Source organism: Streptomyces sp. NPDC017890, assembly GCF_044328675.1.
Taxonomy (GTDB): Bacteria; Actinomycetota; Actinomycetes; order Streptomycetales; family Streptomycetaceae; genus Streptomyces.
On record NZ_JBIRHU010000001.1, the window covers coordinates 123,153 to 149,655 of the forward strand.

At 72.7% G+C, this 26,503-nt stretch carries 19 protein-coding genes; 10 read left to right on the plus strand and 9 right to left on the minus strand.

All coding sequences use genetic code 11. The features are described from left to right. Positions 1-7: 7 nt before the first annotated feature. The gene (locus ACH4F2_RS00560) at positions 8-934 is read left to right on the plus strand and encodes an NAD(P)-dependent oxidoreductase (RefSeq protein ID WP_398130483.1); all 927 of its coding nucleotides are present in this window, start codon (positions 8-10) and stop codon (positions 932-934) included. On the opposite strand, the gene ACH4F2_RS00565 is transcribed toward ACH4F2_RS00560, so the two are convergent. Beyond that, on the minus strand, positions 931-1,713 hold the full coding sequence (locus ACH4F2_RS00565; protein WP_398130484.1) for a sulfite exporter TauE/SafE family protein: 783 nt from the start codon (positions 1,711-1,713) through the stop codon (positions 931-933). The genes ACH4F2_RS00560 and ACH4F2_RS00565 overlap by 4 nt on opposite strands. Before the next feature lie 179 nt (positions 1,714-1,892). Here ACH4F2_RS00565 and ACH4F2_RS00570 point away from each other — a divergent pair, with 179 nt between their 5' ends. From ACH4F2_RS00570 to ACH4F2_RS00590, 5 genes are all read left to right on the plus strand, one after another. After that, positions 1,893-3,113 carry an NAD(P)/FAD-dependent oxidoreductase gene (locus ACH4F2_RS00570; RefSeq protein WP_398130485.1) on the plus strand — a complete coding sequence of 407 codons (1,221 nt, stop codon included), beginning with the start codon at positions 1,893-1,895 and terminating at the stop codon, positions 3,111-3,113. Next, a complete protein-coding gene (nirB, locus tag ACH4F2_RS00575; protein WP_398130486.1) occupies positions 3,113-5,716 on the plus strand; it encodes a nitrite reductase large subunit NirB in 2,604 nt (867 codons plus the stop codon). The genes ACH4F2_RS00570 and nirB overlap by 1 nt, the downstream gene beginning before the upstream one ends. Then, positions 5,713-6,078, plus strand: a complete 366-nt coding sequence (nirD, locus tag ACH4F2_RS00580; protein ID WP_398130487.1) for a nitrite reductase small subunit NirD — start codon at positions 5,713-5,715, stop codon at positions 6,076-6,078. The genes nirB and nirD overlap by 4 nt, the downstream gene beginning before the upstream one ends. Positions 6,079-6,126: 48 nt before the next feature. Further along, positions 6,127-6,711 carry a TetR/AcrR family transcriptional regulator gene (locus ACH4F2_RS00585; protein ID WP_398130488.1) on the plus strand — a complete coding sequence of 195 codons (585 nt, stop codon included), beginning with the start codon at positions 6,127-6,129 and terminating at the stop codon, positions 6,709-6,711. Positions 6,712-6,791: 80 nt separating this feature from the next. Further along, positions 6,792-7,559 carry an SDR family NAD(P)-dependent oxidoreductase gene (locus ACH4F2_RS00590; RefSeq protein ID WP_398130489.1) on the plus strand — a complete coding sequence of 256 codons (768 nt, stop codon included), beginning with the start codon at positions 6,792-6,794 and terminating at the stop codon, positions 7,557-7,559. Between the two features lie 34 nt (positions 7,560-7,593). Here ACH4F2_RS00590 and ACH4F2_RS00595 read toward each other — a convergent pair whose 3' ends face one another. After that, positions 7,594-8,526 carry an oxidoreductase gene (locus ACH4F2_RS00595; RefSeq protein WP_398130490.1) on the minus strand — a complete coding sequence of 311 codons (933 nt, stop codon included), beginning with the start codon at positions 8,524-8,526 and terminating at the stop codon, positions 7,594-7,596. Positions 8,527-8,708: 182 nt separating this feature from the next. Between ACH4F2_RS00595 and ACH4F2_RS00600 the strand changes: the two genes are divergently transcribed. Next, positions 8,709-9,164 (plus strand): LAETG motif-containing sortase-dependent surface protein, encoded by a 456-nt coding sequence (locus ACH4F2_RS00600; RefSeq protein WP_398130491.1) that lies wholly within the window; start codon positions 8,709-8,711, stop codon positions 9,162-9,164. Positions 9,165-9,234: 70 nt separating this feature from the next. On the opposite strand, the gene ACH4F2_RS00605 is transcribed toward ACH4F2_RS00600, so the two are convergent. Then, positions 9,235-10,440 (minus strand): acyltransferase family protein, encoded by a 1,206-nt coding sequence (locus tag ACH4F2_RS00605; protein ID WP_398130492.1) that lies wholly within the window; start codon positions 10,438-10,440, stop codon positions 9,235-9,237. Positions 10,441-10,706: 266 nt separating this feature from the next. After that, positions 10,707-13,436 (minus strand): pyruvate, phosphate dikinase, encoded by a 2,730-nt coding sequence (gene ppdK / locus ACH4F2_RS00610; protein ID WP_398130493.1) that lies wholly within the window; start codon positions 13,434-13,436, stop codon positions 10,707-10,709. A 481-nt stretch (positions 13,437-13,917) separates the two neighbouring features. Here ppdK and ACH4F2_RS00615 point away from each other — a divergent pair, with 481 nt between their 5' ends. Further along, positions 13,918-15,684: a CDP-alcohol phosphatidyltransferase gene (locus tag ACH4F2_RS00615; protein ID WP_398130494.1), complete on the plus strand. Its 1,767-nt coding sequence runs from the start codon at positions 13,918-13,920 to the stop codon at positions 15,682-15,684. Here the strand turns inward: ACH4F2_RS00615 and dusB are convergent, their stop codons facing one another. The 5 genes from dusB to ACH4F2_RS00640 form a co-directional block, all read right to left on the minus strand. Beyond that, positions 15,685-16,851 (minus strand): tRNA dihydrouridine synthase DusB, encoded by a 1,167-nt coding sequence (dusB, locus tag ACH4F2_RS00620; RefSeq protein WP_398130495.1) that lies wholly within the window; start codon positions 16,849-16,851, stop codon positions 15,685-15,687. A gap of 67 nt (positions 16,852-16,918) precedes the next feature. Continuing rightward, complete coding sequence (locus ACH4F2_RS00625) at positions 16,919-21,277, minus strand: HAD-IC family P-type ATPase (RefSeq protein ID WP_398130496.1); 4,359 nt, start codon at positions 21,275-21,277, stop codon at positions 16,919-16,921. Positions 21,278-21,286: 9 nt separating this feature from the next. Then, positions 21,287-22,123: a hypothetical protein gene (locus ACH4F2_RS00630; RefSeq protein ID WP_398130497.1), complete on the minus strand. Its 837-nt coding sequence runs from the start codon at positions 22,121-22,123 to the stop codon at positions 21,287-21,289. Positions 22,124-22,277: 154 nt separating this feature from the next. Further along, on the minus strand, positions 22,278-22,892 hold the full coding sequence (locus tag ACH4F2_RS00635; RefSeq protein WP_398130498.1) for a LysE family translocator: 615 nt from the start codon (positions 22,890-22,892) through the stop codon (positions 22,278-22,280). 171 nt (positions 22,893-23,063) lie between these two features. After that, entirely contained in the window at positions 23,064-24,446 is a 1,383-nt protein-coding gene (locus ACH4F2_RS00640; RefSeq protein ID WP_398130499.1) for a glycine--tRNA ligase, read from the minus strand. Positions 24,447-24,684: 238 nt separating this feature from the next. Between ACH4F2_RS00640 and ACH4F2_RS00645 the strand changes: the two genes are divergently transcribed. Beyond that, a complete protein-coding gene (locus ACH4F2_RS00645; RefSeq protein WP_398130500.1) occupies positions 24,685-25,707 on the plus strand; it encodes a metal ABC transporter substrate-binding protein in 1,023 nt (340 codons plus the stop codon). Further along, a complete protein-coding gene (locus ACH4F2_RS00650) occupies positions 25,704-26,495 on the plus strand; it encodes a metal ABC transporter ATP-binding protein (protein WP_398130501.1) in 792 nt (263 codons plus the stop codon). Before ACH4F2_RS00645 ends, ACH4F2_RS00650 begins: the two co-directional genes overlap by 4 nt. The last annotated feature ends 8 nt before the right edge of the window (positions 26,496-26,503 follow it).

Sequence of the window (26,503 nt, forward strand, 5' to 3'; positions counted from 1 at the left end):
TGATCACATGACTGACACCATCACTGACAAGGCATCCGCTCCCCGTATTCCGCGTACCCCGCTCACCGTGCTCGGCGCCGGCGCCATGGGCTCCGCCCTGGTCCGCGCATGGCTCGCCGCCGGGCACCCCGTGACCGTCTGGAACCGCACCCCCGCCCGCGCCGAGGCCCTCGCCGCCGACGGCGCGACGGTCGCCGCGAGCGCGGCCGAGGCGGTGGCCGCGAACCGCCTGGTGATCGTCTGCCTGCTCGACGACACCTCGGTCGGCGAGGCCCTCGACGGGGCCGGCCTGTCCGGGCGGGACCTGGTGAACCTCACCACCGGCACGCCCGCCGAGGGCCGCGCCCGCGCCGCGTGGGCGACGGAGCGCGGGGCCCGTTTCCTGGACGGCGGCATCATGGCCGTACCGCCGATGGTCGGGGACGCCGGCTCCGGCGCCTACGTCTTCTACAGCGGCTCCGGCGAGCTGTTCGAGCAGCACCGGGACACCCTCGCCGTTCCGGCCGGCACCCGTTACGTGGGCGAGGACGCGGGGTTCGCGGCGCTGCACGACGTGGCGCTGCTGAGCGCGATGAGCGGCATGTTCGCGGGCATCGCGCACGCCTTCGCGCTGATCGGCCCCGAGGACATCGCTCCGAAGGACTTCGCGCCGCTGCTGGTGTCGTGGCTCGGCGCGATGACCGGCTCCGCCCACCTGGCCGCCGACCAGATCGAGAGCGGCGACTACGGCAAGGGCGTCGTCTCCAACCTCGCCATGCAGGTGGCGGGCAACACGACGCTGCTGCGCACGGCCGAGGAGCAGGGGGTGAGCGCGGAGCTGCTGACGCCGTACATGGCGCTCATGGAGCGGTGGCTCGCCGAGGGGCACGGGGAGGAGGACACGACCGGGATGGTGGAGCTGCTGGACCTGCGGCGGGGCCCCGCGTCCGCCTAGGCCACCCACTGCTCGTAGGCCAGGTTCGCCACCAGGGCGAAGACGACCGTCAGCAGGACGACGCGGACGAAGCCGCTGCCCTTCTTGAGGGCCGTGTGCGCACCGAACATGCCGCCGGCGAGGTTGAACACGGCCATCAGGGCGGCCAGCTGCCACAGGACGGCGCCCTGCCAGGCGAAGGTGGCGAGTGCGCCCGCGTTGGTGCAGCAGTTGACGATCTTCGCGGTGGCGGAGGCGGCCACCAGGTCCAGGTGCAGGACGGCGGTGAGCGCCAGGACGAGGAACGTGCCGGTGCCGGGGCCGACGAGCCCGTCGTAGAAACCGATGCCGAGGCCCGCGAGGCCGATCGCGGCGAGGATCCGGCGGCGGGTGGCCGGGCCGGTGGCGGGGGCGGTGCCGAAGGCGGGGCGCAGGATCACGAAGGCCGCGACCGCGAGCAGCACCACCATGATCACCGGCTTGAGCACCTCGGTGCTCATCCCGGCCGCGAAGAAGGCCCCGCCCGACGATCCGGCCAGCGCCGCCAGGCCGATGCGTACGGCGGTACGGACGTCCACCGGGGCCTTGCGGGCGTATGTCACCGCCGCGCCCGTGGTGCCGACGATGGCGACCGCCTTGTTGGTGCCCAGCGCGTGCGCGGCCGGTGTCCCGGCGGGCAGCCCGAGCAGCAGCGCCGGCAGCAGCAGGAGCCCGCCACCGCCGACCACGGCGTCGATCCAGCCGGCCGCGAGGGCGGCGAGGCAGAGCAGGACGACCGTGGTCAGCGATATGTCGGGCATGATCGCGACCCTATGGACGCCATGGATGCCCCGTCCATCGAGATGAGCGACTTCTGAGGTTGCCCAGGTGCCCCGCCGGGCTCCCTCACACCCGCCCCCCGCCCCCGCTGAGGGCAGCGTTCCCCGCGGGAAACAGACGCGATGCCACCGGGTAACACCGGCACCGCACGCTCGATGCCATGACCTCGAATACGCGTGTGGTGGTGATCGGCGCCGGACTCGCGGGCGTCACGCTCGCCCGGCGGCTCGGTGAGCTCGGCACGCCCGCGCTGGTCGTCGGCGACGAGGAGCACCGCCCGTACAACCGGGTGCTGCTCGCCGAGGTGCTGGCCGGACGCTACAGCCCCGAGGTGATCGCGCTGCCCGCGCCCGCCGGGCTGCTGCGCGGCCGGGTCACCGGCATCGACCGGGCCGGGCGGACCGTCCGGTGCGCCGACGGCTCCGTGATCGCGTACGACACGCTCGTCCTGGCCACCGGCTCCAACGCCGTACTGCCGCCGCTGCGCGGCCTGTTCACGCCGGACCGGGAGCTGCCCGAGGGCGTGCACGCGTTCCGGACGATGGACGACTGCCTGGGGCTGTCGAAGGCGCTGCGGCCGGGGGTGCGGGCGGTCGTCATCGGGGGCGGGCTGCTCGGGGTCTGTGCCGCCCGCGCGCTGGCCGTGCGCGGCGCGCAGGTCGTCCTCGCCCAGCAGTCCGAGCGGCTCATGGAACGCCAGCTCGACCCGGCCGCCTCCGCGCTCGTCCGGCGGCACCTGGAGGACCTCGGCGTCGAGGTGCACACCGAGTGCCGGGTGCGGGACATACGGAGCGTCGGCGGGGCGGTGCGGTCGGTGGAGATGGCCGACGGGTACGCCCTCGGCGCCGACCTGGTCGTCCTCGCCTGCGGGGTCCGGCCCCGCGTCGGACTCGCGCGGGCGGCGGGGGTGGAGGTCTCGAAGGGCGTGGTCGTCGACGACGAGCTGCGCACCTCCGACCCCCGCATCCGCGCCGTCGGCGACTGCGCCCAGCACGCGGGACGCGTGTACGGGCTGGCCGCGCCCGCCCTCGAACAGGCGGAGGCGCTCGCCGGACTGCTCGCCGGGGACGGCACCGCCGCCCGCTACACCGGCACCCGTTCTCTGACCCGGCTCACCCTCACCGGGCCGGACAGCCCCTTCGACCTCGCCGCGTTCGGTGAGACCGACCCCCGCCCCGGCGACGACGTCGTGCAGCTCGCCGACGCCACCCGGGGCACCTACCGCAAGGTCGTCGTCCGCGACGACCGGCTGGTCGGCGGGGTCCTGGTCGGCGAACTCGGCACCGTCGGCGCGCTCGCGCGCGCCTGGGAGGGAGCAGAGCCGCTCCCGTCCGACGGCGGCCCCCTGCTCCACCTGCTCACCCATGACGGAGGCTCCTGATGTCCACGGACGAACCGACCATCGTGCTCGTCGGCCACGGCATGGTCGGCCAGCGCTTCCTCGAAGCGCTCGCCGAGCGCGGTCTGACCGGCACGCACCGCGTGGTCGTGCTGTGTGAGGAGCCGCGCCCCGCCTACGACCGCGTCCAGCTCACCTCGTACTTCTCGGGAAAGACCCCCGAGGACCTGTCGATGACCGACCTCGCCTTCATCGAGGAGCACGGCATCGAACTGCGCGTCGGCGACCCGGCCGAGACCGTCGACCGCGCGGCGCGCAAGGTGACCGCCCGCTCCGGGCTGGTCTTCGAGTACGACGTGCTGGTGCTGGCCACCGGCTCCTACCCGTTCGTCCCGCCGGTCCCCGGCAAGGACGCCGAGGGCTGCTTCGTCTACCGGACGATCGAGGACCTGCTCGCCATCGAGGAGTACGCCAAGACCGCGACGACCGGCGCGGTGGTCGGCGGCGGACTCCTCGGCCTGGAGGCGGCCGGCGCGCTGAAGGGCCTCGGACTCACCTCGCACATCGTGGAGTTCGCGCCCCGCCTGATGCCGGTCCAGGTCGACGACGGCGGTGGCGCGGCGCTGCTGCGCACCATCGAGGGCATGGGCCTGTCCGTCCACACGGGCGTCGGCACGCAGGAGATCGTGGTCGGCGAGGACGGCGCCGTCACCGGCATGAAGCTGTCCGACGGCTCCGAACTCGCCACCGACCTGGTGGTGTTCAGCGCCGGTGTCCGCCCCCGCGACCAGCTGGCCCGCGACTGCGGCCTGGCGGTCGGCGAGCGCGGCGGCATCAGCGTCGACGAGCGGTGCCGCACGGTCACCGACGAGCGGGTGTTCGCGATCGGCGAGTGCGCGCTGGCCGCCGACGGGCGGGTGTACGGGCTGGTGGCGCCTGGTTACGAGCAGGCCGAGACGGCCGCCGCGACCATCGCGGACCGGGAGGCGTCGTTCACCGGCGCCGACCTGTCCACCAAACTGAAGCTGCTCGGCGTGGACGTGGCGTCCTTCGGCGACGCGCACGGCACCACCGAGGACTGCCTGGACGTCGTCTACTCCGACTCCCGGGCGGGCCTGTACAAGAAGCTGGTCGTCGGCCGCGACGGCACGCTGCTCGGCGGCATCCTGGTCGGCGACGCCGAGGCGTACGGCACGCTGCGCGCCTTCACCGGCTCCGTCCCGCCGGTCTCCCCCGAGTCGCTGGTGCTGCCCGCCGGCGCCGGGGCCCCGGCCCAGCTCGGCCCGTCAGCCCTCCCCGACGACGCGGTGATCTGCTCCTGCCACAACGTCACCAAGGGCACCATCCGCGGCGCGGTGACGGAGCACTCCTGCACGACCGTGCCCGAGGTGAAGAAGTGCACCAGGGCCGGCACCGGCTGCGGTTCCTGCGTCAAGGTGCTCGGGCAGCTGGTCACCGCCGAGCTGGAGGCGAGCGGCGTCGAGGTCGACAAGGGCCTGTGCGGCTGCTTCTCCCAGACCCGCGAGGAGCTGTACGAGATCGTCAGCGCCCTGCGGATCACCTCCTACCGGGAGCTGCTGGACCGGCACGGCCGCGAGGGCGCCCGGGGCGGTGACGGCTGCGAGGTCTGCAAGCCGGCGGTCGGTTCGGTCATCGCCTCCCTCGCTCCGGCGATCGGCGCGAGCGGCTACGTCCTGGACGGCGAGCAGGCCGCCCTCCAGGACACCAACGACCACTTCCTGGCCAACCTCCAGAGGAACGGCTCGTACTCCGTCGTCCCGCGCATCCCCGGCGGCGAGATCGCCCCGGAGAAGCTGATCGTCATCGGCGAGATCGCCCGCGACTTCGGGCTCTACACGAAGATCACCGGCGGTCAGCGCATCGACATGTTCGGCGCCCGCGTCGAGCAGCTGCCGGTGATCTGGGCGCGGCTGGTGGACGCCGGCTTCGAGTCCGGGCACGCGTACGGGAAGTCGCTGCGCACGGTGAAGTCCTGTGTGGGGCAGACCTGGTGCCGCTACGGCGTCCAGGACTCGGTGCGCATGGCGATCGACCTGGAGCTGCGCTACCGGGGCCTGCGCTCCCCGCACAAGCTGAAGTCGGCGGTCTCCGGGTGCGCCCGCGAGTGCGCCGAGGCCCAGTCGAAGGACTTCGGCGTGATCGCCACCTCCAACGGCTGGAACCTGTACGTCGGCGGCAACGGCGGCGCCACCCCGCGCCACGCGGACCTGCTCGCCCAGGACCTGTCCGACGCCGAACTGGTCCGTCTCATCGACCGGTTCCTGATGTTCTACATCCGCACCGCCGACAAGCTGGAGCGCACCTCCACCTGGCTGGAGCGCATCCCCGGCGGCCTGGACCACGTACGCGACGTCGTCGTGCACGACTCGCTCGGCATCTGCGACGAGCTGGAGTCCCTGATGCGGGCCCACGTCTCGCACTACCGCGACGAGTGGGCCGAGACCATCAACGACCCGGAGAAGCTGGCCCGGTTCGTGTCCTTCGTGAACGCGCCCGACACCCCCGACCCGGTCGTGGGCTTCGTACCCGAGCGCGGCCAGATCAAGCCCGACCTGCCGCTGCTGGACATCGGCCTGCGGCGCCCCTCGGAAGACGACCTCCTGGAAGGAAGCACCCGGCGATGACCCTGGCACCCGAGTCCCTGGCACCCGAGACGACCGACCTGAAGGTCCGACTGCGGCTGACGGACGACTGGTTCACGGCCTGCGACCTCGGCGCTCTGCTCCCGGGCCGCGGAGTGGCGGCCCTGCTGCCGGACGGCGGCCAGGTGGCCCTGTTCCGCGACCGCGGCGGCGAGCTGTACGCCATCGGCAACCGGGACCCGTTCACCGGCGCGGCGGTCCTCTCCCGCGGCCTGACCGGCACCCACCAGGGCCGCCCGTTCGTCGCCTCCCCGCTGCTCAAGCAGCGCTTCGACCTGGCGACCGGGCAGTGCCTGGACGACGAGGCGGTGCGGGTGGAGACGTACGAGGTGAAGGCGGCCTGAGACCACCGTTCTTGACCGTTCGTTCCATCAAGCCCTAGGCTGCGGCACGTGGCCAGGACCAAGGAGTTCGATCCGGACGCCGCGCTGCGGGCAGCCCTGGAGCTGTTCTGGCGGCGCGGCTACGAGGCGACGTCGATGTCCGACCTCGTCGAGCACCTCGGCATCGGGCGCGCCAGCATCTACGCGACCTTCGGCAACAAGCACGAGCTGTTCCTGAAGGCGCTGGAGCGCTACGAGCAGGGCCTGCTCCCGCAGCTGCTGGAGGAACTCGCCCGGCCGGGCCCGGCCCTGCCGGGCGTACGGTCCCTGGTGCGGCGCTACGCCGTCGAGGCGGCCGCCGAGGACCTGCGGGAACGCGGCTGCTTCGTCACGAACACCGCGGCCGAGCTGGCCCCGCACGACCCGGTCGCCGCGCGGCGGGTCGAGCGCAACTGGGACCAGCTCGAAACCGTGCTGCACTCGACGCTGGTCCGGGCCCGCACCCAGGGCGAACTGCCCGCCGACCGCGACCCGCTGGCCCTCGCCCGCATGCTGCTGGTCCTGCTCCAGGGGCTGCGGGTGGTCGGCAAGGCGTCGCCGGACCCGGCGCGGGTGCGGGACGCGGCGGAACAGGCACTGGCCCTGCTCGACTGAGGCACCGCGGCTCCCCTCTCCGGAGGGGTCTTTTTCACGGCCGCATAATGAACCGTTCGGTCAAGAAATAGGGGAGATTCATGACCATCCAGCGTTTCACCGACAGGACCGCCCTCGTCACCGGCGCGGGTTCCGGCATCGGACGGGCCGTCGCCCTGGCTCTCGCCGCCGAGGGCGCGCACGTCGTCGTCGCCGGGCGTGGGAGGGAGCCGCTCGACGAGACGGTGGCCCTCATCGAGGAGGCGGGCGGCAAGGCGCTGGCCGTCACCGCCGACGTCACCCGCGCCGCCGACGTACGGGCCGTCGTGGACGCCGCCGTGGACCGCTTCGGCTCCCTCGACGTGGCCGTCAACAACGCGGGCGTCTTCCACGGCGGAGTTCCCGTGGCCGACCTCGCCGAGGAGGACTGGTACGCGCAGCTCGACATCAACGTCAGCGGCGTGTTCCTCGCCATGCGGGCGGAGGTCCGCCGGATGCGCACCCAGCCGGCCGGCGGCGCCATCGTGAACATCGCCTCCACCTTCGGCCTGCACAAGCGCAGCCCGGGCGCCACGGCCTACGCGGCCACCAAGGCGGCCGTCTCGGTGCTCACCCGGGGCGCCGCCCTGGACCACATCGCGGACGGTGTCCGCATCAACGCCGTCAGCCCGGGCGCCACGGCGACCTCCATGTCCCTGCGGCCCGGCGAGACGGAGGCGGAGCGGGCCGAGCGGATGAGGAGCGAGACGCCGCTCGGCCGGGTGTCCCAGGTGGCGGAGGTCGCGGCGGCCGTGCTCTACCTGGCGTCGGACGACGCGGCGTCGGTGGTGGGCACCGACCTGGTGGTGGACGGCGGGCAGACGGCCTGACCCCCCGGGGCGGCTGTCGGTTTCCTGCCCGGCCTCAGCCTTTCAGCGCCTCGTAGGTGACACCCGTGAGCCGCTCGGAGGCGGCCCACAGCCGCTCCCCCATCGCGTCGTCGGTGGTCCAGGGCGCCCGCCAGGAGGGGGCGGGCGCCCCGCGCCACATCGCGAAGGACGGTCCGGTGAAGGAGTCGGCGGGTACGCCGGGCGCGGTCGCGGCGTACAGGACGGGCAGCGCGCCCGCCTCGGCGCTCTGGGCGACGATGCGGCCCGCGAGCGTCATCAGCCGCTCGGCGACCCGGCGCCCCTCGGCACGGGGGCCGGCGGTCAGCAGGCCGGTCTCCGCGTACCCCGGGTGGGCGGCGACCGCGCACAGGTCCGCCCCGCCGTCCCGTGCCGCGAGCCGGCGGGCCAGCTCGTGGGTGAAGAGCAGGTTGGCGGACTTGGAGCGGGCGTAGGCGGTCCAGCGCCCGTACCGCCGTACGTTGTTGAGGTCGCGCGGATCGATGTTGGCCAGCGTGTGCAGGAAGCTGGAGACGGTCACGACGCGGGCGCCCGGCGTGGCGAGCATGGTGGGCAGCAGCAGCCCGGTGAGGGCGAAGTGACCCAGGTGGTTGACGCCGAACTGCGTCTCGAAGCCGTCCGTCGTCGTCCCGTGGGGCAGCGCCATCACCCCGGCGTTGTTGACGAGGAGGTCGACACGCTCGTAGGGCAGTGCGTACGCGAACTCGCGGACGGAGGCCAGGTCCCCGAGGTCCAGCCGCGCCAGTTCCACGGCGGCGTCCGGCACCTCGCCGAGGAGCCGCTCGACGGCGGCGTTCCCCCTCGCCCCGCTGCGGCAGGCGAGCACCACGCACGCTCCCTTGCGTGCCAGTTCCCGGGCCACCACGTAGCCGAGGCCGCCGTTGGCGCCGGTGACGACGGCGACGCGCCCGTCCAGGCCGGGCATGTCGCCCACGTTCCAGCCGGTCATCAGCGGCTCCTTCCCTGGTCCGGACGTCTCTCACCGTACGCTCCGGCGCTCCGGAGCGGAGAGTTACCGTCCGGTCACGTCACGTTCGTATCACGAGTCCTTCATACGACCACCACACCTTCGGCACCTCACTAGCTTCGTCACCTCATATCCGCTCATCCACACCAGCCCCGGGACTCTCGATGAACCTGCTCCGCAAGCCCGCCGCCGTGGCCGTCGCCGCGCTGGCCCTGGCCGCCCTGCCGACCGCCGCCCAGGCCCACGAAGGCACCCACCCGTTCAAGAACTGCACCGAGGCGTACGACGCCGGGTACTCCGACATCAAGAAGGGCGACGAGCACTACGCCGAGCGTCTGGACCGCGACAAGGACGGCGTCGGCTGCGACCAGCCGCCCGCGGACTTCGTGCCCGCCGGCGACAAGGAGACCGACGACGGCGCGGGCTCCAAGGGCGCGGAGAAGTCCGGGAGCGGCGAGGCGGGCGCGAAGGAGGCCGCCGGGCAGCAGGGCACCGGCCTGGCCGAGACCGGCGGCGACGACAGCACGCCGTACATCGCGGCGGGCGGCGCGGCCGTCGTCCTCGCCGGCGGCGGACTGCTCCTGGCGGTGAACCGGCGCCGGAGCAACGGCGCCCGCTGACGCCGCACGCTCCCACCGGCGCCCGCCCGCCGTGTGATCGGCGGCGCGGGCTCCGGCCCCCGACGTGTGCTCAGCGGCGCGGCGGCGGCTTCAGGCTGAACGCGGCGCTGCTGAGCCAGCGCCGCGCGGCCCGGGCCACGGGACGCTCGACGAACCGCTGCGCGACGTACGACAGCGCGACCAGGCCGACGACGGTCATTCCGACCACGGCCCAGGGGTCGGCACGGTCGCCGAAGCGGTGCAGGACGGTCACGCCGATGATGTCGTGCAGCAGGTACAGCGGGAAGGTCAGCGTCCCGGCCACGGTCAGCCCGCGCCAGCTGATCCGGCTGGTCCAGCCGAGCGCGATCACGGCGATCAGCAGGAAGAACACCGTGACCAGCAGGATCAGCCAGCCACGCCACGGCGCCCAGTCCCCCCAGCTGATGCGGCCGCCGCCCGGCGTCAGCAGGAAGTGCAGCCCCAGCAGCCACGACATGGCGACGATGCCCCACAGCAGCGGGGTCGGCCGGTAGCGGTACATCAGGTAGAAGGCCATGCCCGCGATGAAGTACGGGGCGGACGGCGGGTTCACCAGCAGCTTCAGCAACGGCATGTCGGCGCTGGGTGCCAGCACCGCGGCGACCGTCCACAACCCGCAGAAGATCACCACTCGCTGGTAGGTGAGGCCCTTCCACACCACGACCGAGAAGGTGAGGTAGAAGCAGAGCTCCGGCCAGAGCGTCCAGTAGACGGAATCGAGATTGTCCACCCCGAGCGGGGTCTGCAGCATCGTGAAGTTGGCGAAGAGCATCCGCGGGCTGGGGTGCCCGAACGGGGTGTCGACGAGGTAGATCACGCACGCGGACACCACGATCGCCACCCAGTACATCGGGTACAGGCGGGTGACGCGCGATATGAAGAAGTCCCGCGGGGTGCGTCCCCACGCGCTCATGCAGATGACGAAGCCGCTGATCAGGAAGAACAGGTCGACGCCGAGCCGTCCGAACGCGAAGTAGCCGTGCGCCTCGGGGAAGATCTCCTGGTACGGGCGGCCCCAGATCCACTCCATCGTCTTGGGCTTCTGGCCGACGAAGTGGAAGAAGACCACCGCCAGCGCCGCGAGGAACCGCAGCCCGTCCAGCGCCGCGAGCCGGTCCTTGCGGACCACCGGTCCGGCCTCGGCCGCTTTCGCCTCCACAGCGCTCGGCGACGACAACGGTCCCGGTACGATCCGCTCCTCGCCGCCGCCCGAATCAGCCGCGGGAACCGGCTCGCTGTAGTTCGTCTGGGTCATTCCCCACCCGTTCCGGTGAATCTCGTGCTGGCAGAATTCCCAAACTGTACGCACAGGCGCCCCCGGTCGTACTCCCAGGGTTCCGGTGGCCCCGGCCGTGCCTTTCCGCGGGAGAGGCGGCACCCCGTACGGCTGCCGCCGCCCGTGCGAGAGGCGGCACCCCCGCACGGGTGCCGCCTCTTCTCGTGGTCCGGAGCCGCCGCCGATCGGTGAGGGTGGTCGGGTGACAGACGGCGGCTCCGGGGCATGAGGCCCCGCTCAGGGGCTCAGCGGTGGTCGCTGCCCTTCGACCGCGACGCCGCCCGGCCAGCCTCCAGCCGGGCCACCGGGATCCGGAAGGGGGAGCAGGAGACGTAGTCCAGACCCACCTCGTGGAAGAAGTGGACCGACTCGGGGTCGCCGCCGTGCTCGCCGCAGACACCGAGCTTCAGGTCGGGGCGGGTGGCGCGGCCGGCCTTCGCGGCGGCGGCGACCAGCGAGCCGACGCCGTCCTTGTCGATGGTCTCGAACGGGGAGACGCCGAAGATGCCCTTCTCCAGGTAGGCCGTGAAGAAGCTGGCCTCGACGTCGTCGCGGCTGAAGCCCCACACGGTCTGGGTCAGGTCGTTGGTGCCGAAGGAGAAGAACTCGGCGGCCTCGGCGATCTGCCCGGCGGTCAGCGCGGCGCGCGGCAGCTCGATCATCGTGCCGATGGACAGCTTGAGCTTCGCGCCCGTGGCCGCCTCGACCTCGGCGATGACCTGGTCGGCCTCGTCGCGGACGATCTCCAGCTCCTGGACGGTGCCGACCAGCGGGATCATGATCTCGGCACGCGGGTCGCCCTTGGCCGCCTTGCGCTCGGCCGCGGCCTCGGCGATCGCCCGCACCTGCATGGTGAACAGGCCGGGGATGACCAGGCCGAGACGGACGCCGCGCAGGCCCAGCATCGGGTTCTGCTCGTGCAGCCGGTGCACGGCCTGGAGCAGGCGCAGCTCGTTCTCGTGCGGCTCCTGACGGGACTCGGCGAGCGCGACGCGGACCGACAGCTCGGTGATGTCCGGCAGGAACTCGTGCAGCGGCGGGTCCAGCAGGCGGACGGTGACCGGCAGGCCGTCCATCGCCTCGAACAGTTCGACGAAGTCCTTCCTCTGGAGCGGGAGCAGCGCCTTCAGGGACTCCTCGCGCTCGGCCTCCGTGTCGGCGAGGATCAGCCGCTCCACCAGCTCGCGCCGGTCGCCGAGGAACATGTGCTCGGTGCGGCACAGGCCGATGCCCTGGGCGCCGAAGCGGCGGGCGCGCAGCGCGTCCTCGGCGTTGTCGGCGTTGGCGCGCACCCGCAGCCGGCGCTTGCGGTCGGCGAAGGCCATGATGCGGTGCACGGCCTCGACCAGCTCGTCGGCGTCCTCGGCGCCCGCGTGCATGCGGCCCTCGAAGTACTCGACGACCGGGGAGGGCACGACGGGGACCTCGCCCAGGTAGACCTTGCCGGAGGAGCCGTCGATGGAGATGACGTCGCCCTCCTCGACGACGTGCCCGCCGGGGACGGTCATCCGGCGGCGCTTGGTGTCGACCTCCAGCTCCTCGGCGCCGCAGACACAGGTCTTGCCCATGCCGCGCGCGACGACGGCCGCGTGGGAGGTCTTGCCGCCGCGCGAGGTCAGGATGCCCTCGGCGGCGATCATGCCGTCCAGGTCGTCGGGGTTGGTCTCGCGGCGGACCAGGATGACCTTCTCGCCGGAGCGGGACCACTTGACGGCGGTGTACGAGTCGAAGACGGCCTTGCCGACCGCCGCGCCCGGCGAGGCGGCGATGCCCCGGCCGACCTTCTCGACCTTGGCGTCGTCGTCGAAGCGCGGGAACATCAGCTGCGCGAGCTGGGCGCCGTTGACGCGCTGGAGGGCCTCGGCCTCGTCGATCAGGCCCTGGTCGACGAGCTGGGTGGCGATGCGGAAGGCGGCGCCCGCCGTGCGCTTGCCGACGCGGGTCTGGAGCATCCACAGCTGGCCGCGCTCGATGGTGAACTCGATGTCGCAGAGGTCCAGGTAGTGGTTCTCCAGCGTCTCCATGATCCGCATCAGCTGGTCGTACGACTTCTTGTCGATCGACTCCAGCTCCGCGAGGGCGACGGTGTTGCGGATGCCCGCGACGACGTCCTCGCCCTGGGCGTTCTGCAGGTAGTCGCCGTAGACGCCCTGGTGGCCGGAGGCGGGGTCGCGGGTGAAGGCGACGCCGGTGCCCGAGTCGGGGCCCAGGTTGCCGAAGACCATGGAGCAGACGTTGACGGCGGTGCCGAGGTCGTGCGGGATGCGCTCCTGGCGGCGGTAGAGCTTGGCGCGCTCGCCGTTCCAGGAGTCGAAGACGGCCTTGATGGCGAGGTCCATCTGCTCGCGCGGGTCCTGCGGGAAGTCCCGGCCGGCCTCGGTCTTGACGATCTTCTTGAACTTGGTGACGAGCTTCTTGAGGTCGGCGGCCTCCAGCTCGGTGTCGACCGTGACCTTCTTGGCCGCCTTCGCCGCCTCCAGCGCCTCCTCGAAGAGGTCGCCGTCGACGCCGAGGACGGTCTTGCCGAACATCTGGATGAGGCGGCGGTAGGAGTCCCAGGCGAAGCGGTCGTCGCCGGCCTGCTGGGCGAGGCCCTGCACGGACTTGTCGGAGAGGCCGATGTTGAGGACCGTGTCCATCATGCCGGGCATGGAGAACTTGGCTCCGGAGCGGACCGACACGAGGAGGGGGTCGTCGGCCTGGCCGAGCTTCTTGCCCATCTTCTCTTCGAGGGCGTCGAGGTGCGCACTCACCTCGTCACGCAGTGCCGCCGGTTCCTCGCCGCTGTCGAGGTAGGTCTTGCAGGCCTCGGTGGTGATGGTGAAGCCGGGAGGGACCGGAAGGCCCAGGTTGGTCATCTCGGCGAGGTTGGCACCCTTGCCGCCGAGGAGGTCCTTGAGGTCCTTGTTGCCCTCGGTGAAGTCGTAAACGAACTTCGCCGTGTTCGCTACCTGGGGTTCTTTGTTTTCCGACACGGGTCTCGACTCCTCGAGGACGCGGTGGCTGCCCTGACGGCGAGGAATGTACCCAGATCAAAGGCCCATGGGTACGTCCACTTGCGCGTCATGCGCCTGTAACCACTCGTCCGCCAGCGGATCGAAAGTCAAGGCTTGGCAAGCGACCGACGACTTGTGTTTTCACTTCTTGAACGAATGAACTTCCAGATGCACCGCCCTGCGCTCATTCGAGCACCATTCCCCACGTTTGAGTTCGATCGATGAACGATCAAGGTGTGGCACTCAGTGCCACACCTTGGAGAAGTAGAACCGTCCAAGATCCGCTCATCTGAGCACAGCCTCTATCAGAGGTGGCGAGAATCACGCTGCCACAGGCCGTCGGGTTTCACCATGCGGACGCGTGAACGGACCGCTCGTGGCGGACGTACGACAGTGCGGCGGACCCGGCCCCCTCGCCGGGTCCGCCGTTCCACCGGGTTTCGTACGGAAGGACCTCCGGGTGCCTGTCATCACACCTTTCCGCCGGCCACCGCGGACCTCCGGGGACCCCGACGGCACACCCGGGCCCGCCACCGCGCTCCCCTCCCCCGGGTCCCGCCCGGGCCACTGGCGTGCCTGGCGCACCCGGTACCCGCGCACCGCCGTCGCCGTGCGCCGGACCACGACCGCCCTCGCCGCCTCTCTCGTGCTCGGGGCGCTGCTGCTGCCCAACAGCCTCGCCGCCCTGGAGCCGAACCGGTTCGCGCGGATCCCGGTGGAGGCGGTCGTCGCGGCGGTGCTGCTGCTCTGCGTGCCGCGCGTGCCCCGCCTGGTGCTGTCGGCGCTGTCCGGGCTCGGACTCGGCGCCCTGACCGTGCTGAACCTGCTCGACATGGGGTTCACCGAGTACCTGGGGCGGGGCTTCGACGTCGTCCTGGACTGGGGCCTGCTGGACGACGCCCGGTCGTACGTGGCGGACTCGATGGGCGGGGCGGCGGCGGCCTGGGCGGCGGTGGGCGCGGTCGCGGCGGTCCTGCTCCTGCTGGTGCTCATGTCGCTGGCAGCGGTCCGGCTCGGCGAGCTGCTCGCCGCCGACCGGGAGCGGGCGGCCCGCGGGGCGCTGATGGCGGCCACCGTGTGGATGACCTGCGCGGCGCTGGGCGTGCAGACCTTCGGCGTGCCGGTCGCCACCACGAGCGCCACGGCGGCCGTCCGGGCGCAGGCGCACCGGGTGGCGGACACGCTGCGGGACGAGGCGGCGTTCGCGAAGGAGGCGCGGGCGGACCGCTTCGGCGCCACGCCCGGCGCGCAGCTGGTGCCGGAGCTGCGCGGCAAGGACGTGGTCTTCACGTTCATCGAGAGCTACGGCCGCAGCGCCCTGGCGGACCCGGTCGTGGCACCGGGTGTCCGCCGGACCCTCGACACGGGTGCGCGGGCCCTGGCCGGGGCGGGTTACCGGGCGCGGAGCGGCTGGCTGACGTCGGCGACGTTCGGGGGCGGCAGCTGGCTCGGCCACTCCACGTTCATGTCGGGCCTGTGGGTCGACAACCAGCAGCGCTACCGCACCGTCACCGCCGGCGACCACCTCACCCTCACCGAGGCGTTCCGCAGGACCGGCGACTGGGACACGGTCGGCGTCATGCCGGGTGTGCAGAAGGCCTGGCCGGAGGCGGAGTGGTACGGGCTCGACAAGGTCTACGACGCGTTCGACGTCGGGTACGAGGGCCCGAAGTTCAGCTGGTCGACCATGCCCGACCAGTACGCGCTGGAGGCCTTCCAGCGCCTGGAGCACGGCAGGAAGCGCGACAAGCGGCTGATGGCCGAGATCATCCTGACCTCCAGCCACCAGCCCTGGGCGCCGCTCCCGGAGATGGTCGACTGGGACGACATCGGCGACGGCTCGGTGTTCGACGGCATCGAGGCGTCGGGGGTGGAGGCGTCCGACGTCATCGCCGACCCCGCCCGGTCGAAGGAGGAGTACGGCAGGTCGGTCGAGTACTCGCTCACCAGCCTCCTCCAGTGGCTGGAGCGCTACGGCACCGACGACACCGTCCTCGTCTTCCTCGGCGACCACCAGCCGCTCGCCCGCGTCAGCGGCGACGGGGCGGGCCGGGACGTCCCCGTCTCGATCGTGGCCAAGGACCCGGAGGTGCTCGACGCGATCGACGGCTGGAACTGGACGGAGGGTCTCGAACCCGCCCCGGACGCCCCGGTGTGGCGGATGAGCTCCTTCCGCGACCGCTTCCTGACGGCGTACGGCTCCACCCCGCACCCCACCGGGGGCTGATCAGCCGCCGGAGGTGTCCAGCTCGGCGTCCTCGCCGACGCCCGCGCAGTCGTACGGGTCCTTCAGCCAGCCGTCCGGCAGGACCACCCGGTTGTTGCCGGAGGTGCGGCCGCGGGGGCCGTCGGCGCCGGTGGGCCAGGGCTGGTCGAGGTCGAGTTCGTCCAGCCCGGCACGCAGTGCCTCCAGGGAGGAGGTGATCGCGAGCCGCTTGCGCATGTCGGAGCCGACCGCGAAGCCCTTGAGGTACCAGGCGACGTGCTTGCGGAAGTCGATGACGCCGCGCGCCTCGTCGCCGATCCACTCGCCGAGCAGGGTGGCGTGCCGGACCATCACGTCGGCGACCTCGCGCAGGGTGGGCCGTACGAAGTCCTGAGTACGCCCCTCGAAGGCGGCGACCAGGTCGGCGAAGAGCCACGGCCGTCCCAGGCACCCGCGGCCGACCACGACACCGTCGCAGCCGGTCTCCCGCACCATCCGCAGCGCGTCCTCGGCGGACCAGATGTCGCCGTTGCCGAGCACGGGGATCTCCGGCACGTGCTCCTTCAGGCGGGCGATGGCCTCCCAGTCGGCGGTGCCGCCGTAGTGCTGGGCGGTGGTGCGGCCGTGCAGCGCGATGGCACTCACGCCCTCCTCGACGGCGATCCGCCCGGCGTCGAGGTAGGTCAGGTGGTCGTCGTCGATGCCCTTGCGCATCTTCATGGTGACGGGGAGGTCACCGGCGCCGGTGACGGCCTCGCGGACGATGGCCCGCAGCAGGTTCCGCTTGTACGGGAGCGCCGAGCCGCCGCCCTTGCGGGTCACCTTGGGCACCGGGCAGCCGAAGTTCAGGTCGATGTGGTCGGCGAGGCCCTCCTCCGCGATCATGCGGACGGCCTTGCCGACGGTCACCGGGTCGACGCCGTACAGCTGGATCGAGCGCGGCGTCTCGGTCGCGTCGAAGTGGATCAGCTGCATGGTCTTCTCGTTGCGCTCGACCAGCGCCCGGGTGGTGATCATCTCGCTCACGAACAGGCCCTTGCCCCCGCTGAACTCCCTGCACAGGGTGCGGAAGGGCGCGTTGGTGATCCCGGCCATCGGCGCCAGCACGACGGGCGGCGCGACGGTGTGCGGGCCGACCTGCAACGGCCGGGTGGTGGTGCTGGGGGCGGGCGTGGTGGGCGTGGACATCTGTCCATTGTCACGCACACGGGACGGTGCTCGCGCTGGCCGTGGCGGCGGTCCCCGCGTCACCGCATCACCGCACCGCCGGCAGCCGCTCCGCCAGCTTCGGCCAGTACTTCACGACCGTCTCCTCCATCTGCGGGAGCGCTCGCTGGCCCGCCAGTGCCAGGATGATCGCCGCGGCCACGCCCGCCCAGGCGAGGGGGCCCAGCGGGGTGCAGCCGAAGAGCTGGCTGGCGCCCGGTGTCTGGACCAGGGCGACCAGGGCGGCGGCGGAGCCCAGCGACGTGACCTGGACCAGGCGGCTGCCGCGGCGGTCGGCCAGGGTCTGGGCGAGCTGGGTGCCGACCACGGCGCACAGGGCCATCGTCGTCGAGCGGCGCCGCGTGCCCGGCGTGAAGCGGCCGAACAGCCAGGCGGCGGTCGCGCCGAGGGCCGTGGTGAGCGCCCGGTGCCGGATCTGGCGGATCAGGGGCTCGCCCAGCACCGCCGTGCCGAGCGGGGTGCCCGCGTCGTTCTCCTCCTGCTCGGGGTCCCCCGTCTCCGTCACCGCCACCGCCATCGCGGGGAACAGGTCCGTGAACAGGTTGACCAGCAGCATCTGGCGGGTGGACAGCGGGGCGGAGCCGCCGAGGACGGTGCCGAGGATGCCGAAGCCGACCTCGCCCGCGTTGCCGCCGATCAGGATGGCGATGGCGTCGGCGACGCTGCGCCACAGGGCCCGGCCCTCCCGGACCGCCTCCACCAGGACGAGCAGGTCGTCGCCGGTGACGACCAGGTCGGCGGCGTTGCGGGCGGCGGCCGAGCCGCGGGCGCTGATGCCGACGCCGATGTCGGCGGCGCGGATGGCGGCGGCGTCGTTGGCTCCGTCGCCGACCATGCCGACGACCCGTCCGGCGTCCCGCAGGGACTCGATGACCTGGAGTTTCTGCTCGGGCGCCACCCGAGCGACGACGTCCGCGTCGCGCAGCATCCGGGAGCGGGCCGTGCGGTCGGCGGCGGCGAGTTCGTCGCCGGTGACCACGACCGCGTCCTCGGGCCAGCCCAGGTCGACGGCGATGGCGTGGGCGGTCTGCGGATGGTCGCCGGTCAGCACCACGGGCCGTACGCCCGCCTCGCGCAGTCCGCGCACCAGCGCCGGGGACGTCTCGCGGGCCACGTCGGCCAGCCCGAGCATCCCCGTGAACTCCAGCTTCTGAGGCGGCTGTTCGAGTACGTCGGCCGCCTTCTCGCCCTTGCGCAGGGGCCGGGAGGCCACCGCGATGATGCGCAGCCCGTCGCGGGCCAGGCTCTGCGCCACCTCGGAGGCGTGCGGCGGCAGGTCGGCGCAGGCGGGCAGCACGGTCTCCGGGGCGCCCTTGACCACCAGCACCGGCGCGCCGTCGCCGTCCCGTCCGACGGCGGCGGCGTAGCCGCGCGAGGTCTCGAAGGGCAGGCCCTCCTCCTGCGTCCACCCCGGGTCGTCCCCGGCGGCGTCGAGGACGGCCTCGTCGGTGGCGTGGGTGGGGCGGGCGCCGTCGCCGTTCAGGCGGGGGCAGGCGCGCGCGGCGACCCGTACGGCGTCGGCGGCGTCCGGGTCGCCCGCCTTGCGGACCGTGCCGTCGCCGCCGGCGACCCGTGTCAGCCGCAGCTTGTTCTCGGTGAGCGTGCCCGTCTTGTCGAAGCAGATGGTGTCCATGCGGCCCAGCGCCTCCAGCGTGCGCGGGGTGCGGACGAGGACGCCGTGGCGGCTGAGCCGGCGGGCCGCCGCCAGTTGCGCCACCGTCGCCACCAGCGGCAGCCCTTCGGGCACGGCGGCCACCGCGACCGAGACACCGCCGGCGACTGCCTGCCGGATCGGGGTTCCGCGCAGCAGCGAGAGGCCGGTCACCGCGGCTCCGCCGGCGAGGGTGAGCGGGAGCGCCTTGCGGGTGAGTTCCTGGAGCCTGGCCTGCACTCCGGCCGCCGACGGCGTACGGGCGGCCAGCGAGACCGCCCGGGCGGCCTCGGTGTGCTCCCCCGTGTCCACGACGACGGCCTGGGCGCGGCCGGCCACCACGGTCGTGCCCTCGAAGACCATGCAGTGCCGCTCGGCGACGGGCGCGTTCGTCACCGGGTCCACGCACTTGTCCACCGGCAGCGACTCGCCGGTGAGCGCGGACTCGTCGACCTCCAGGCCGTCCTCCCACAGCAGCCGGGCGTCGGCGGGGACGACGTCGTCCGCCTTGAGGTCGACGATGTGGCCCGGGTGGAGCTTGGCCGCGTCCACGACGCGGGGCTCGGCCGAGGGGTCGTGCGTCTCCTTCTCGGAGACCCGCGCCTTCTGCTTCTGCTGGGCGAGCAGCCCGGACAGCGCCCGTTCGGCCCGCAGCCGCTGGAAGCCGCCGACCAGCGCGTTCAGGTCGAGGGCGCCGACGACGAGCAGCGCGTCCATGACGGAGCCGAGGATCGCCTCGGCCGCCGAGCCGACCGCCAGCACCGGTGTCAGCGGGTCGTCCAGCTCCCCCCGCACGGCCTGCCCCAGCTGCCACGTCCACTTCACCGGCGCGAGCACGGGCACGCGGCCCGCCCGGTCGGCCGCCCCGCGCATCCTGGCCGTCACCTGTTCGACGAGGGACGGCTCCGGCTCCTTCTCCCGCGCCAGGCGCTCCCGTACGCCCGTGGGGTCGAGCGTGTGCCACGCCACCCGCGCCCGGGGGTGCGGGGCGCGGGCCATCGCCACGCCGAGCGCGGCGCGCGTCCCGGACAGCAGGGCCGCCGCCGCGCTCACGTCGACGGGCGCGTGCCGCAGCCCGGACAGCGCCGACGCGGCGCCCCCGCCCCCGTTGCCGCCCTTGCCGCGCGCCTCACCGACCGCCACCAGCAGCCCGGACAGCGCGGCCCCGGACCGGGCCAGCGTCTGCGACCGGCGTCCGATCGCGCGGGCCGCCGGCACCGCCCGCAGCAGCCGCCACACGTCGGCGAGCCCCTGCGGAGCGATGACGTCCGCCCCCCAGGCCACCGGGGCGTCCGCGTCGGCCAGCGCGACGGCCACGTCTGCGCCGAGCAGCCCGGCCGTCACCGTCTCGTCGTCGCCCGGCCGGGGCCGTACGACGGTGATCACACCGCCCTCGGCACGCAGTTCGTCCACGACCTCGCGCAGCGGCCGCTTCCCGCTGACCACCTGGTCCGCGAGGCCGGTGAAGTCGGCCAGCGCCGGGTCCTCCACCATCACCACGCGCAGTCCCGCGCGCCGCGCCGCGTCCAGCACGTCCTCGGTCCACGGGTCGGCGCCCGCGTCCGGTGCCCGCAACGCGCTGGGGTGCAGGACGACGGTGGCCGCCATCTCCAGCTGCCGCAGCCGTTCGGGGTCGCGTACGAGCACACCGGTCCGGGACAGCGCGGCGCTCAGTACGGCGTGGAAGGCGGCGGGCCCGTAGCGCGCGGCCTTGGGCGAGCCGGCGAGCACCGCTTCGGCGGCCTCGGCCACGTCGTGCTTGACCAGCAGGGTCGCCGCCGCGCCCGCCACACTGCCGGTCGAGGCGTGGGCGGCGTAGTCCTGCGCCGGGGAGCTCCGCAGCGCGGGGCGCAGGGCGGGGTCGGCGGGCAGGCTGTCCCGGCCCGGGGCGCACAGCCGGTCGTGGACGACCTCGAAGGTCGCCGTCCGGGTCACCGCCTCCGTCAGCTGGCACGCGCGCAGGGCCCCGTCGAGCACCAGTGAGGTGTAGCTCTGGCCGGCGCCGTGCACGGCCGCGTTGGCGACGGCCAGGGCCACGTCCATGCGGTGGGCGCCGAGCCGCGCACGCAGCCAGGCGCGGAAAGTCGGGTTCTCGCGCAGCAGCGTCGCCACGGCCGTCACCAGGCGCGGCGAGGGCGGCAGCCGCAGGCGCGCGCCGGTCAGGGCGGCGGCGATGCCCAGCACGTCGGCCCCGAGGGCCGTGGCCGCGACGCGTACGGAGGCCGGGTCGCCGGGGTGGGCGAGCTCCTCCACCGGATCTCCCGGGCCCCGTTGCTCCGCCCGGGTCAGTCCGTGCTCCTCGGCGAGTTCGGTGGCCCGGTCCACCACCCGGTCGGTCAGTGCCTCCTCGGTGGCGGTCACGACGAGCCGGGCGAGGCCGGTGTCCCAGTAGGCGAGCACCACGTCCGGGTGCTCGGCCAGTGCCGCCGCCACCCGCCGCGCCACGCGTTCCGTGCCGCCGGCCCGGCGCACCTTCTCCGTCGCGGCCGGCCGGAGCGCGACGTGCGCCCGGTGTCCGGCCCGCCAGTCCGGGGTGCCGCCCGGCAGCGCCGCGCGGGCGACCCGTGCCGCCCGTGCCGCGAAGTCCGCGCCGCGCACCCCGGCCCGCGCGGTGCCCGCCACGGCGCCGGCCGCGGCACCCACCGCGGGCGCGGTGCCGCGCGCGAGCAGCCGGGGCCCGGCCAGGACGAATCCGGTGACGGCGCCCTGGGAGCGCGTCAGAAGTCCACCGACCATCGCTGTCTCTCAGCCCGCCTTCCGGGTGGACGCGGCCGTCTTCCGGCTCCGGCCGCCCGCGGGAGCGGTGGGCCGGCCGGCGGACGCCTTGGCTTTGGATGTGCCCCGGGAGGACGCGCTCCGGGAGGACGTACTCCTGGAGGCACCGGCCGTGGTCTTCTTGGCGGCGCTCTTCCTGGCCGTGCTCGTCTTCGCCGGGCCCGTCTTCGCGGTGCTCTTCGTGGCCGGGCTCTTCTTGGCGGCGCCCTGCGTGCCGGCGGTCTTCTTGGCGGCACTCTTCCTGGCCGTGCTCGCCTTGGCCGTGGTCTTCTTGGCGGCGCCGGTCTTCGCCGCGCTCGTCTTCGCCGCGCTCGTCTTCGCCGTGCTCTTTCCGGCGGCACTCGACCCCGCCGTGCTCTTCGCGGCCGGGCTCTTCCTGGCGGCGCCCTGCGTGCCCGCGGTCTTCTTGGCGGTACTCCGCCGTGCGGGGGTCTTCTCCGCCGTACCCGTGGCTGCCGTACCGGCCTTCCGCGGGCCTTCCTCCTGGTCCCCGCCGGAGGTTGCCGCCCTGCCGCCGACCACCCGCGCGACGTCCCCGGCCGGGGACTCCTTGGGCCGTGGCCGCGTCAGCCAGGCCACCGCCGCCCCGGTGGCCGCCACCGGCCACTCCACCAGTCCGGCGATGCCCAGCACCCCGGCCCCCGTGTACACGACCACGCGCCGCCCGCGCGGCGACACGGCCCCGATCCTGTCCAGCGCGCCCTCGGCGGCCCTCCCGACCGTCCCGGCGCCCGGCACCTTCCGCAGCGCCGATGCGGCCGCGTGCAACGGCCTCGGGAGCGTCTGCGCCGACTTCTGCTCAGCCATGGCTGTTCGTCCTCGCCCTGTGCAAGCTCGTGCAAGCTGTGGAAACCCTGGGAACATCACCTTCCGCATTTCTCCGGGTTCCCGCACTTCGGGCACTCATCCCGACGATGTCGGCGCGCGCTCCCGAAAGGCCGCTGCACGAGGCCGCCGAGCGCTACCGGGCCGTGAACGCCAGCTTCGCCCCCAGCGCCACGAACGACCCGGCGAAGCTCCGCCGCAGCCCCGCCATCACCCGCGGCCGGGAGATGACGTGGTCGCGCACGGACGCGGCCAGGATCCCGTACCCGGCGAACACGACGAACGTCACCAGCATGAACACGACGCCCAGCACCAGCATGCGCGGCAGGGCGCCGGCCTGGCCCGGGTCCACGAACTGCGGCAGGAAGGCGAAGAAGAACAGGGTCAGCTTCGGGTTGAGGATGTTGATCAGCACGCCTCGCAGGATCACCCGCCCGGCCGGAACGGGCTCGGCCCGCTCGTCGCCCACGGCGAGCGCCTGCTTGTCCCGGAGGGTGGCCCAGGCCATGTACAGGAGGTAGGCCACACCGGCGTACTTGAGGACCTGGAAGGCGGTGGCACTGGCGTGCAGCACCGCCGCGACACCGGTGACGGTGGCCAGCAGGTGCGGCACGATACCGAGCGCGCACCCGAGGGCGGCGACGACGCTCGCGCGACGTCCGCGCGAGAGGGCGGCGGCGAGAGTGTAGACGACCCCGGTGCCGGGGGTGGCGACGACCACGAGGGTGGTCAGCAGAAAGGCGATGCTCATGGCCACCACCCTGACGTCGGCACGGCCCCGCCTTACAGGGCCAATGAGCCACCGCCATGGGGGACCAATACCGAAAACGCCCACCCTCCGCCCGACCGAGTCGGATGGAGGGTGGGCGAAGGCCGGGGGTCCAGGGGACGGAGCCCCCTGGTACGCCGACGGCGGCGAACGTCAGCAGCCGACCAGCCGGGAGGCCAGGTACCCCTCGATCTGGTCCAGCGACACGCGTTCCTGCTTCATCGTGTCCCGCTCCCGCACGGTCACCGCGTTGTCGTCCAGCGTGTCGAAGTCCACCGTCACGCAGAACGGCGTACCGATCTCGTCCTGGCGCCGGTAACGGCGCCCGATCGCACCGGCGTCGTCGAAGTCGATGTTCCAGTTCTGCCGCAGCGCCTGGGCGAGACCCTTGGCCTTCGGCGACAGCTCCGGGTTGCGGGACAGCGGCAGCACCGCGACCTTCACCGGCGCCAGGCGCGGGTCCAGGCGCAGCACCGTGCGCTTCTCCAGCTTGCCCTTGGCGTTCGGGGCCTCGTCCTCGATGTACGCGTCGAGCAGGAAGGCGAGCATCGCGCGCCCCACACCGGCCGCCGGCTCGATGACGTACGGCGTCCAGCGCTCGCCGGCCTCCTGGTCGAAGTAGGAGAGGTCCTGGCCGGAGGCCTTGGCGTGCGAGGAGAGGTCGTAGTCCGTCCGGTTGGCGACACCCTCCAGCTCGCCCCACTCGCTGCCGCCGAACTGGAAGCGGTACTCGATGTCGGCGGTGCGCTTGGAGTAGTGGGAGAGCTTCTCGGCCGGGTGCTCGAACCAGCGCATGTTCTCCTCACGGAGACCGAGGCCGGTGTACCAGTTCCAGCGCTGCTCCATCCAGTATTCCTGCCACTTCTCGTCCTCGCCCGGCTTGACGAAGAACTCCATCTCCATCTGCTCGAACTCGCGGGTGCGGAAGATGAAGTTGCCGGGCGTGATCTCGTTGCGGAAGGACTTGCCCATCTGGGCGATACCGAAAGGCGGCTTGCGGCGCGAAGTGGTCTGCACCTGGGCGAAGTTGGTGAAGATGCCCTGCGCGGTCTCGGGCCGCAGGTAGGCGACGGAGCCGCTGTCCTGGGTGGGGCCGAGGTGGGTGGAGAGCAGACCCGAGAACTGCTTGGGCTCGGTGAAGGTGCCCTTGTTGCCGCAGTTGGGGCAGTTGAGGTCCGCCAGGCCGTTCTCCGGGGCGCGGCCCTTCTTCTCCTCGTAGGCCTCCTCCAGGTGGTCCGCGCGGAACCGCTTGTGGCAGGAGGTGCACTCGGTCAGCGGGTCCGTGAAGGTGGCGACGTGGCCGGAGGCCACCCAGACGTCGGGGGCCAGGATCACGGACGAGTCGAGACCGACGACGTCCTCGCGCGAGGTGACCATGTAGCGCCACCACTGGCGCTTGAGGTTCTCCTTGAGCTCGACACCCAGCGGCCCGTAGTCCCAGGCGGCGCGCTGACCGCCGTAGATCTCACTGCACGGGAATACGAAGCCACGGCGCTTGCTCAGGCTGACGATGGTGTCGATCTTGTCGGCGGCCACGGTGCTCTCTTCATTACGACGACGGTGACTGACTGGTGCGGCGCGAAGCGCCTCGATGGGGGGTGCTGGTCGGGAGACGGGCGGGCGAAACGAGATGCTTCCAGAGAATGCTTCAGGTTACCGGCGCGGACTGCCCCTCAACCAAATCGGGGGCCCACCTGGCCTCCCCGCCCGACTCCCGCCCGCCGAACCGGCCGTTTGTTGACAACCGTTTCCATATTTGTTGAAAATGAATGCCATGAACGTACGACGACGCCGCATATCCGGCATAGCAGTCACCGCGGCCGCCGCACTCGGCCTCGGGACCCTTTCCGCCTGCTCCAGCGACAGCGCGGCGGCGGGCAACACGGACAAGTTCGACGTCGTCGCGTCGTTCTACCCCATGGCCTTCCTCGCCGAGCAGATAGGCGGCGAGCACGTCAACGTCAACAGTCTGACCCAGCCCGGCCAGGAGCCGCACGACCTGGAGCTCAGCACCAAGCAGCGCGCGCAGCTGGAGGAGACCGACGCCGCGCTCTTCCTCAAGGGCCTCCAGCCCGCCGTCGACGAGGCCATCGGCCAGTCCGGCGCCAAGACGAAGATCGACGCGGCCACGCTGACCTCCCTGGAGGAGCACGGCGCCGAGGCCGGCGGCCACGACCACGAGGGCGAGGCCGCCCACGAGGAAGAGCACGCGGAAGAGCACGCGGAAGAGCACACCGAGGAAGAGCACGGCCACGACCACGGCGGCGAGGCCGGCGGCAAGGACCCCCACGTCTGGCTCGACCCGGTCAAGTACGCCGAGGTCGCCGAGGGTGTCGGCAAGGCCTTCGAAAAGGCCGACCCCGACCACGCCGCCGACTACAAGAAGAACACCGAGGCCCTGGTCAAGAAGCTCGGCGAGCTGAACACGAAGTTCGAGACCGGGCTGAAGGACACGGACACCAAGGTGTTCATCACCACGCACGCCGCCTTCGGCTACCTCGCCGAGCGCTACGGACTGACCGAGGAGGCCATCAGCGGCCTCAGCCCCGAGTCCGAGCCCAGCGCCGCCCGGGTCAAGGAGCTTGAGAAGATGGCCAAGGCCGACGGCGTCTCCACGGTCTTCTACGAGACGCTCGTCAGCGACAGGACCGCGAAGACGGTCGCCAAGGACGCGAACCTGAAGACGGACGTCCTCGACCCGCTCGAGGGCATCACCGACAAGTCCCGCGGCGACGACTACTTCCAGGTCATGGAAGCCAACCTCAAGGCCCTGCAGACGGCCCTGGGAGCCAAATGATCGACTCACCGGAGGGCGGCATGAGCGAGCCCGTCATATCCCTGCGCGGCGTCCGCGCCGAACTCGGCTCACGCCCTGTCCTGCGCGGCATCGACCTCACCGTGGGCCGCGGCGAGGTCGTGGCCCTGCTCGGCGCCAACGGCTCGGGCAAGTCCACCGCCGTGCGCACCGTCATCGGCCAGGTGCCGGTCACGGGCGGGGAGATCGAGCTGTTCGGCACCCCGCGCCGCCGCTTTGGCGACTGGGCGCGCGTGGGTTACGTCCCGCAGCGCACCACGGCCGCGGGCGGCGTCCCCGCGACGGTGACCGAGGTCGTCTCCTCCGGCCGCCTCTCCCGGGCCCGCTTCGGCATCCTGCGCAAGGCCGACCACGAGGCCGTACGCCGCGCCCTCGACCTGGTCGGCATGGCGGACAGGGCCAGGGACTCCGTGAACGCCCTCTCCGGCGGCCAGCACCAGCGGGTGCTGATCGCCCGCGCGCTCGCCGCCGAACCCGAGCTGCTGATCATGGACGAGCCGATGGCCGGCGTCGACCTGGCCAGCCAGGAGGTGCTCGCCGCAACCCTGCGCGAGCAGGTCGCGGCCGGCTCCACCGTCCTGCTCGTCCTGCACGAGCTGGGCCCCCTGGAGCCGCTGATCGACCGGGCCGTCGTCCTGCGCGACGGCTGCGTCCTGCACGACGGCCCGCCCCCCAAGGCGGTCGGCCAGCACGCGCTGCCCGGCCACGACCACGTACACCCGCACGCACCGGCGGGCGCCGAACCGATCCGCACAGGACTGCTGAGCTGAGAAGGCCC

Coding starts and splice junctions, on each gene's coding strand:
- ACH4F2_RS00560 (WP_398130483.1), top strand. CDS start 8: ATGACTGACACCATCACTGACAAGGCATCCGCTCCCCGTATTCCGCGT.
- ACH4F2_RS00565 (WP_398130484.1), bottom strand. CDS start 1,713: ATGCCCGACATATCGCTGACCACGGTCGTCCTGCTCTGCCTCGCCGCC.
- ACH4F2_RS00570 (WP_398130485.1), top strand. CDS start 1,893: ATGACCTCGAATACGCGTGTGGTGGTGATCGGCGCCGGACTCGCGGGC.
- nirB (WP_398130486.1), top strand. CDS start 3,113: ATGTCCACGGACGAACCGACCATCGTGCTCGTCGGCCACGGCATGGTC.
- nirD (WP_398130487.1), top strand. CDS start 5,713: ATGACCCTGGCACCCGAGTCCCTGGCACCCGAGACGACCGACCTGAAG.
- ACH4F2_RS00590 (WP_398130489.1), top strand. CDS start 6,792: ATGACCATCCAGCGTTTCACCGACAGGACCGCCCTCGTCACCGGCGCG.
- ACH4F2_RS00595 (WP_398130490.1), bottom strand. CDS start 8,526: ATGACCGGCTGGAACGTGGGCGACATGCCCGGCCTGGACGGGCGCGTC.
- ACH4F2_RS00600 (WP_398130491.1), top strand. CDS start 8,709: ATGAACCTGCTCCGCAAGCCCGCCGCCGTGGCCGTCGCCGCGCTGGCC.
- ACH4F2_RS00605 (WP_398130492.1), bottom strand. CDS start 10,440: ATGACCCAGACGAACTACAGCGAGCCGGTTCCCGCGGCTGATTCGGGC.
- dusB (WP_398130495.1), bottom strand. CDS start 16,851: ATGTCCACGCCCACCACGCCCGCCCCCAGCACCACCACCCGGCCGTTG.
- ACH4F2_RS00625 (WP_398130496.1), bottom strand. CDS start 21,277: ATGGTCGGTGGACTTCTGACGCGCTCCCAGGGCGCCGTCACCGGATTC.
- ACH4F2_RS00630 (WP_398130497.1), bottom strand. CDS start 22,123: ATGGCTGAGCAGAAGTCGGCGCAGACGCTCCCGAGGCCGTTGCACGCG.
- ACH4F2_RS00635 (WP_398130498.1), bottom strand. CDS start 22,892: ATGAGCATCGCCTTTCTGCTGACCACCCTCGTGGTCGTCGCCACCCCC.
- ACH4F2_RS00645 (WP_398130500.1), top strand. CDS start 24,685: ATGAACGTACGACGACGCCGCATATCCGGCATAGCAGTCACCGCGGCC.
- ACH4F2_RS00650 (WP_398130501.1), top strand. CDS start 25,704: ATGATCGACTCACCGGAGGGCGGCATGAGCGAGCCCGTCATATCCCTG.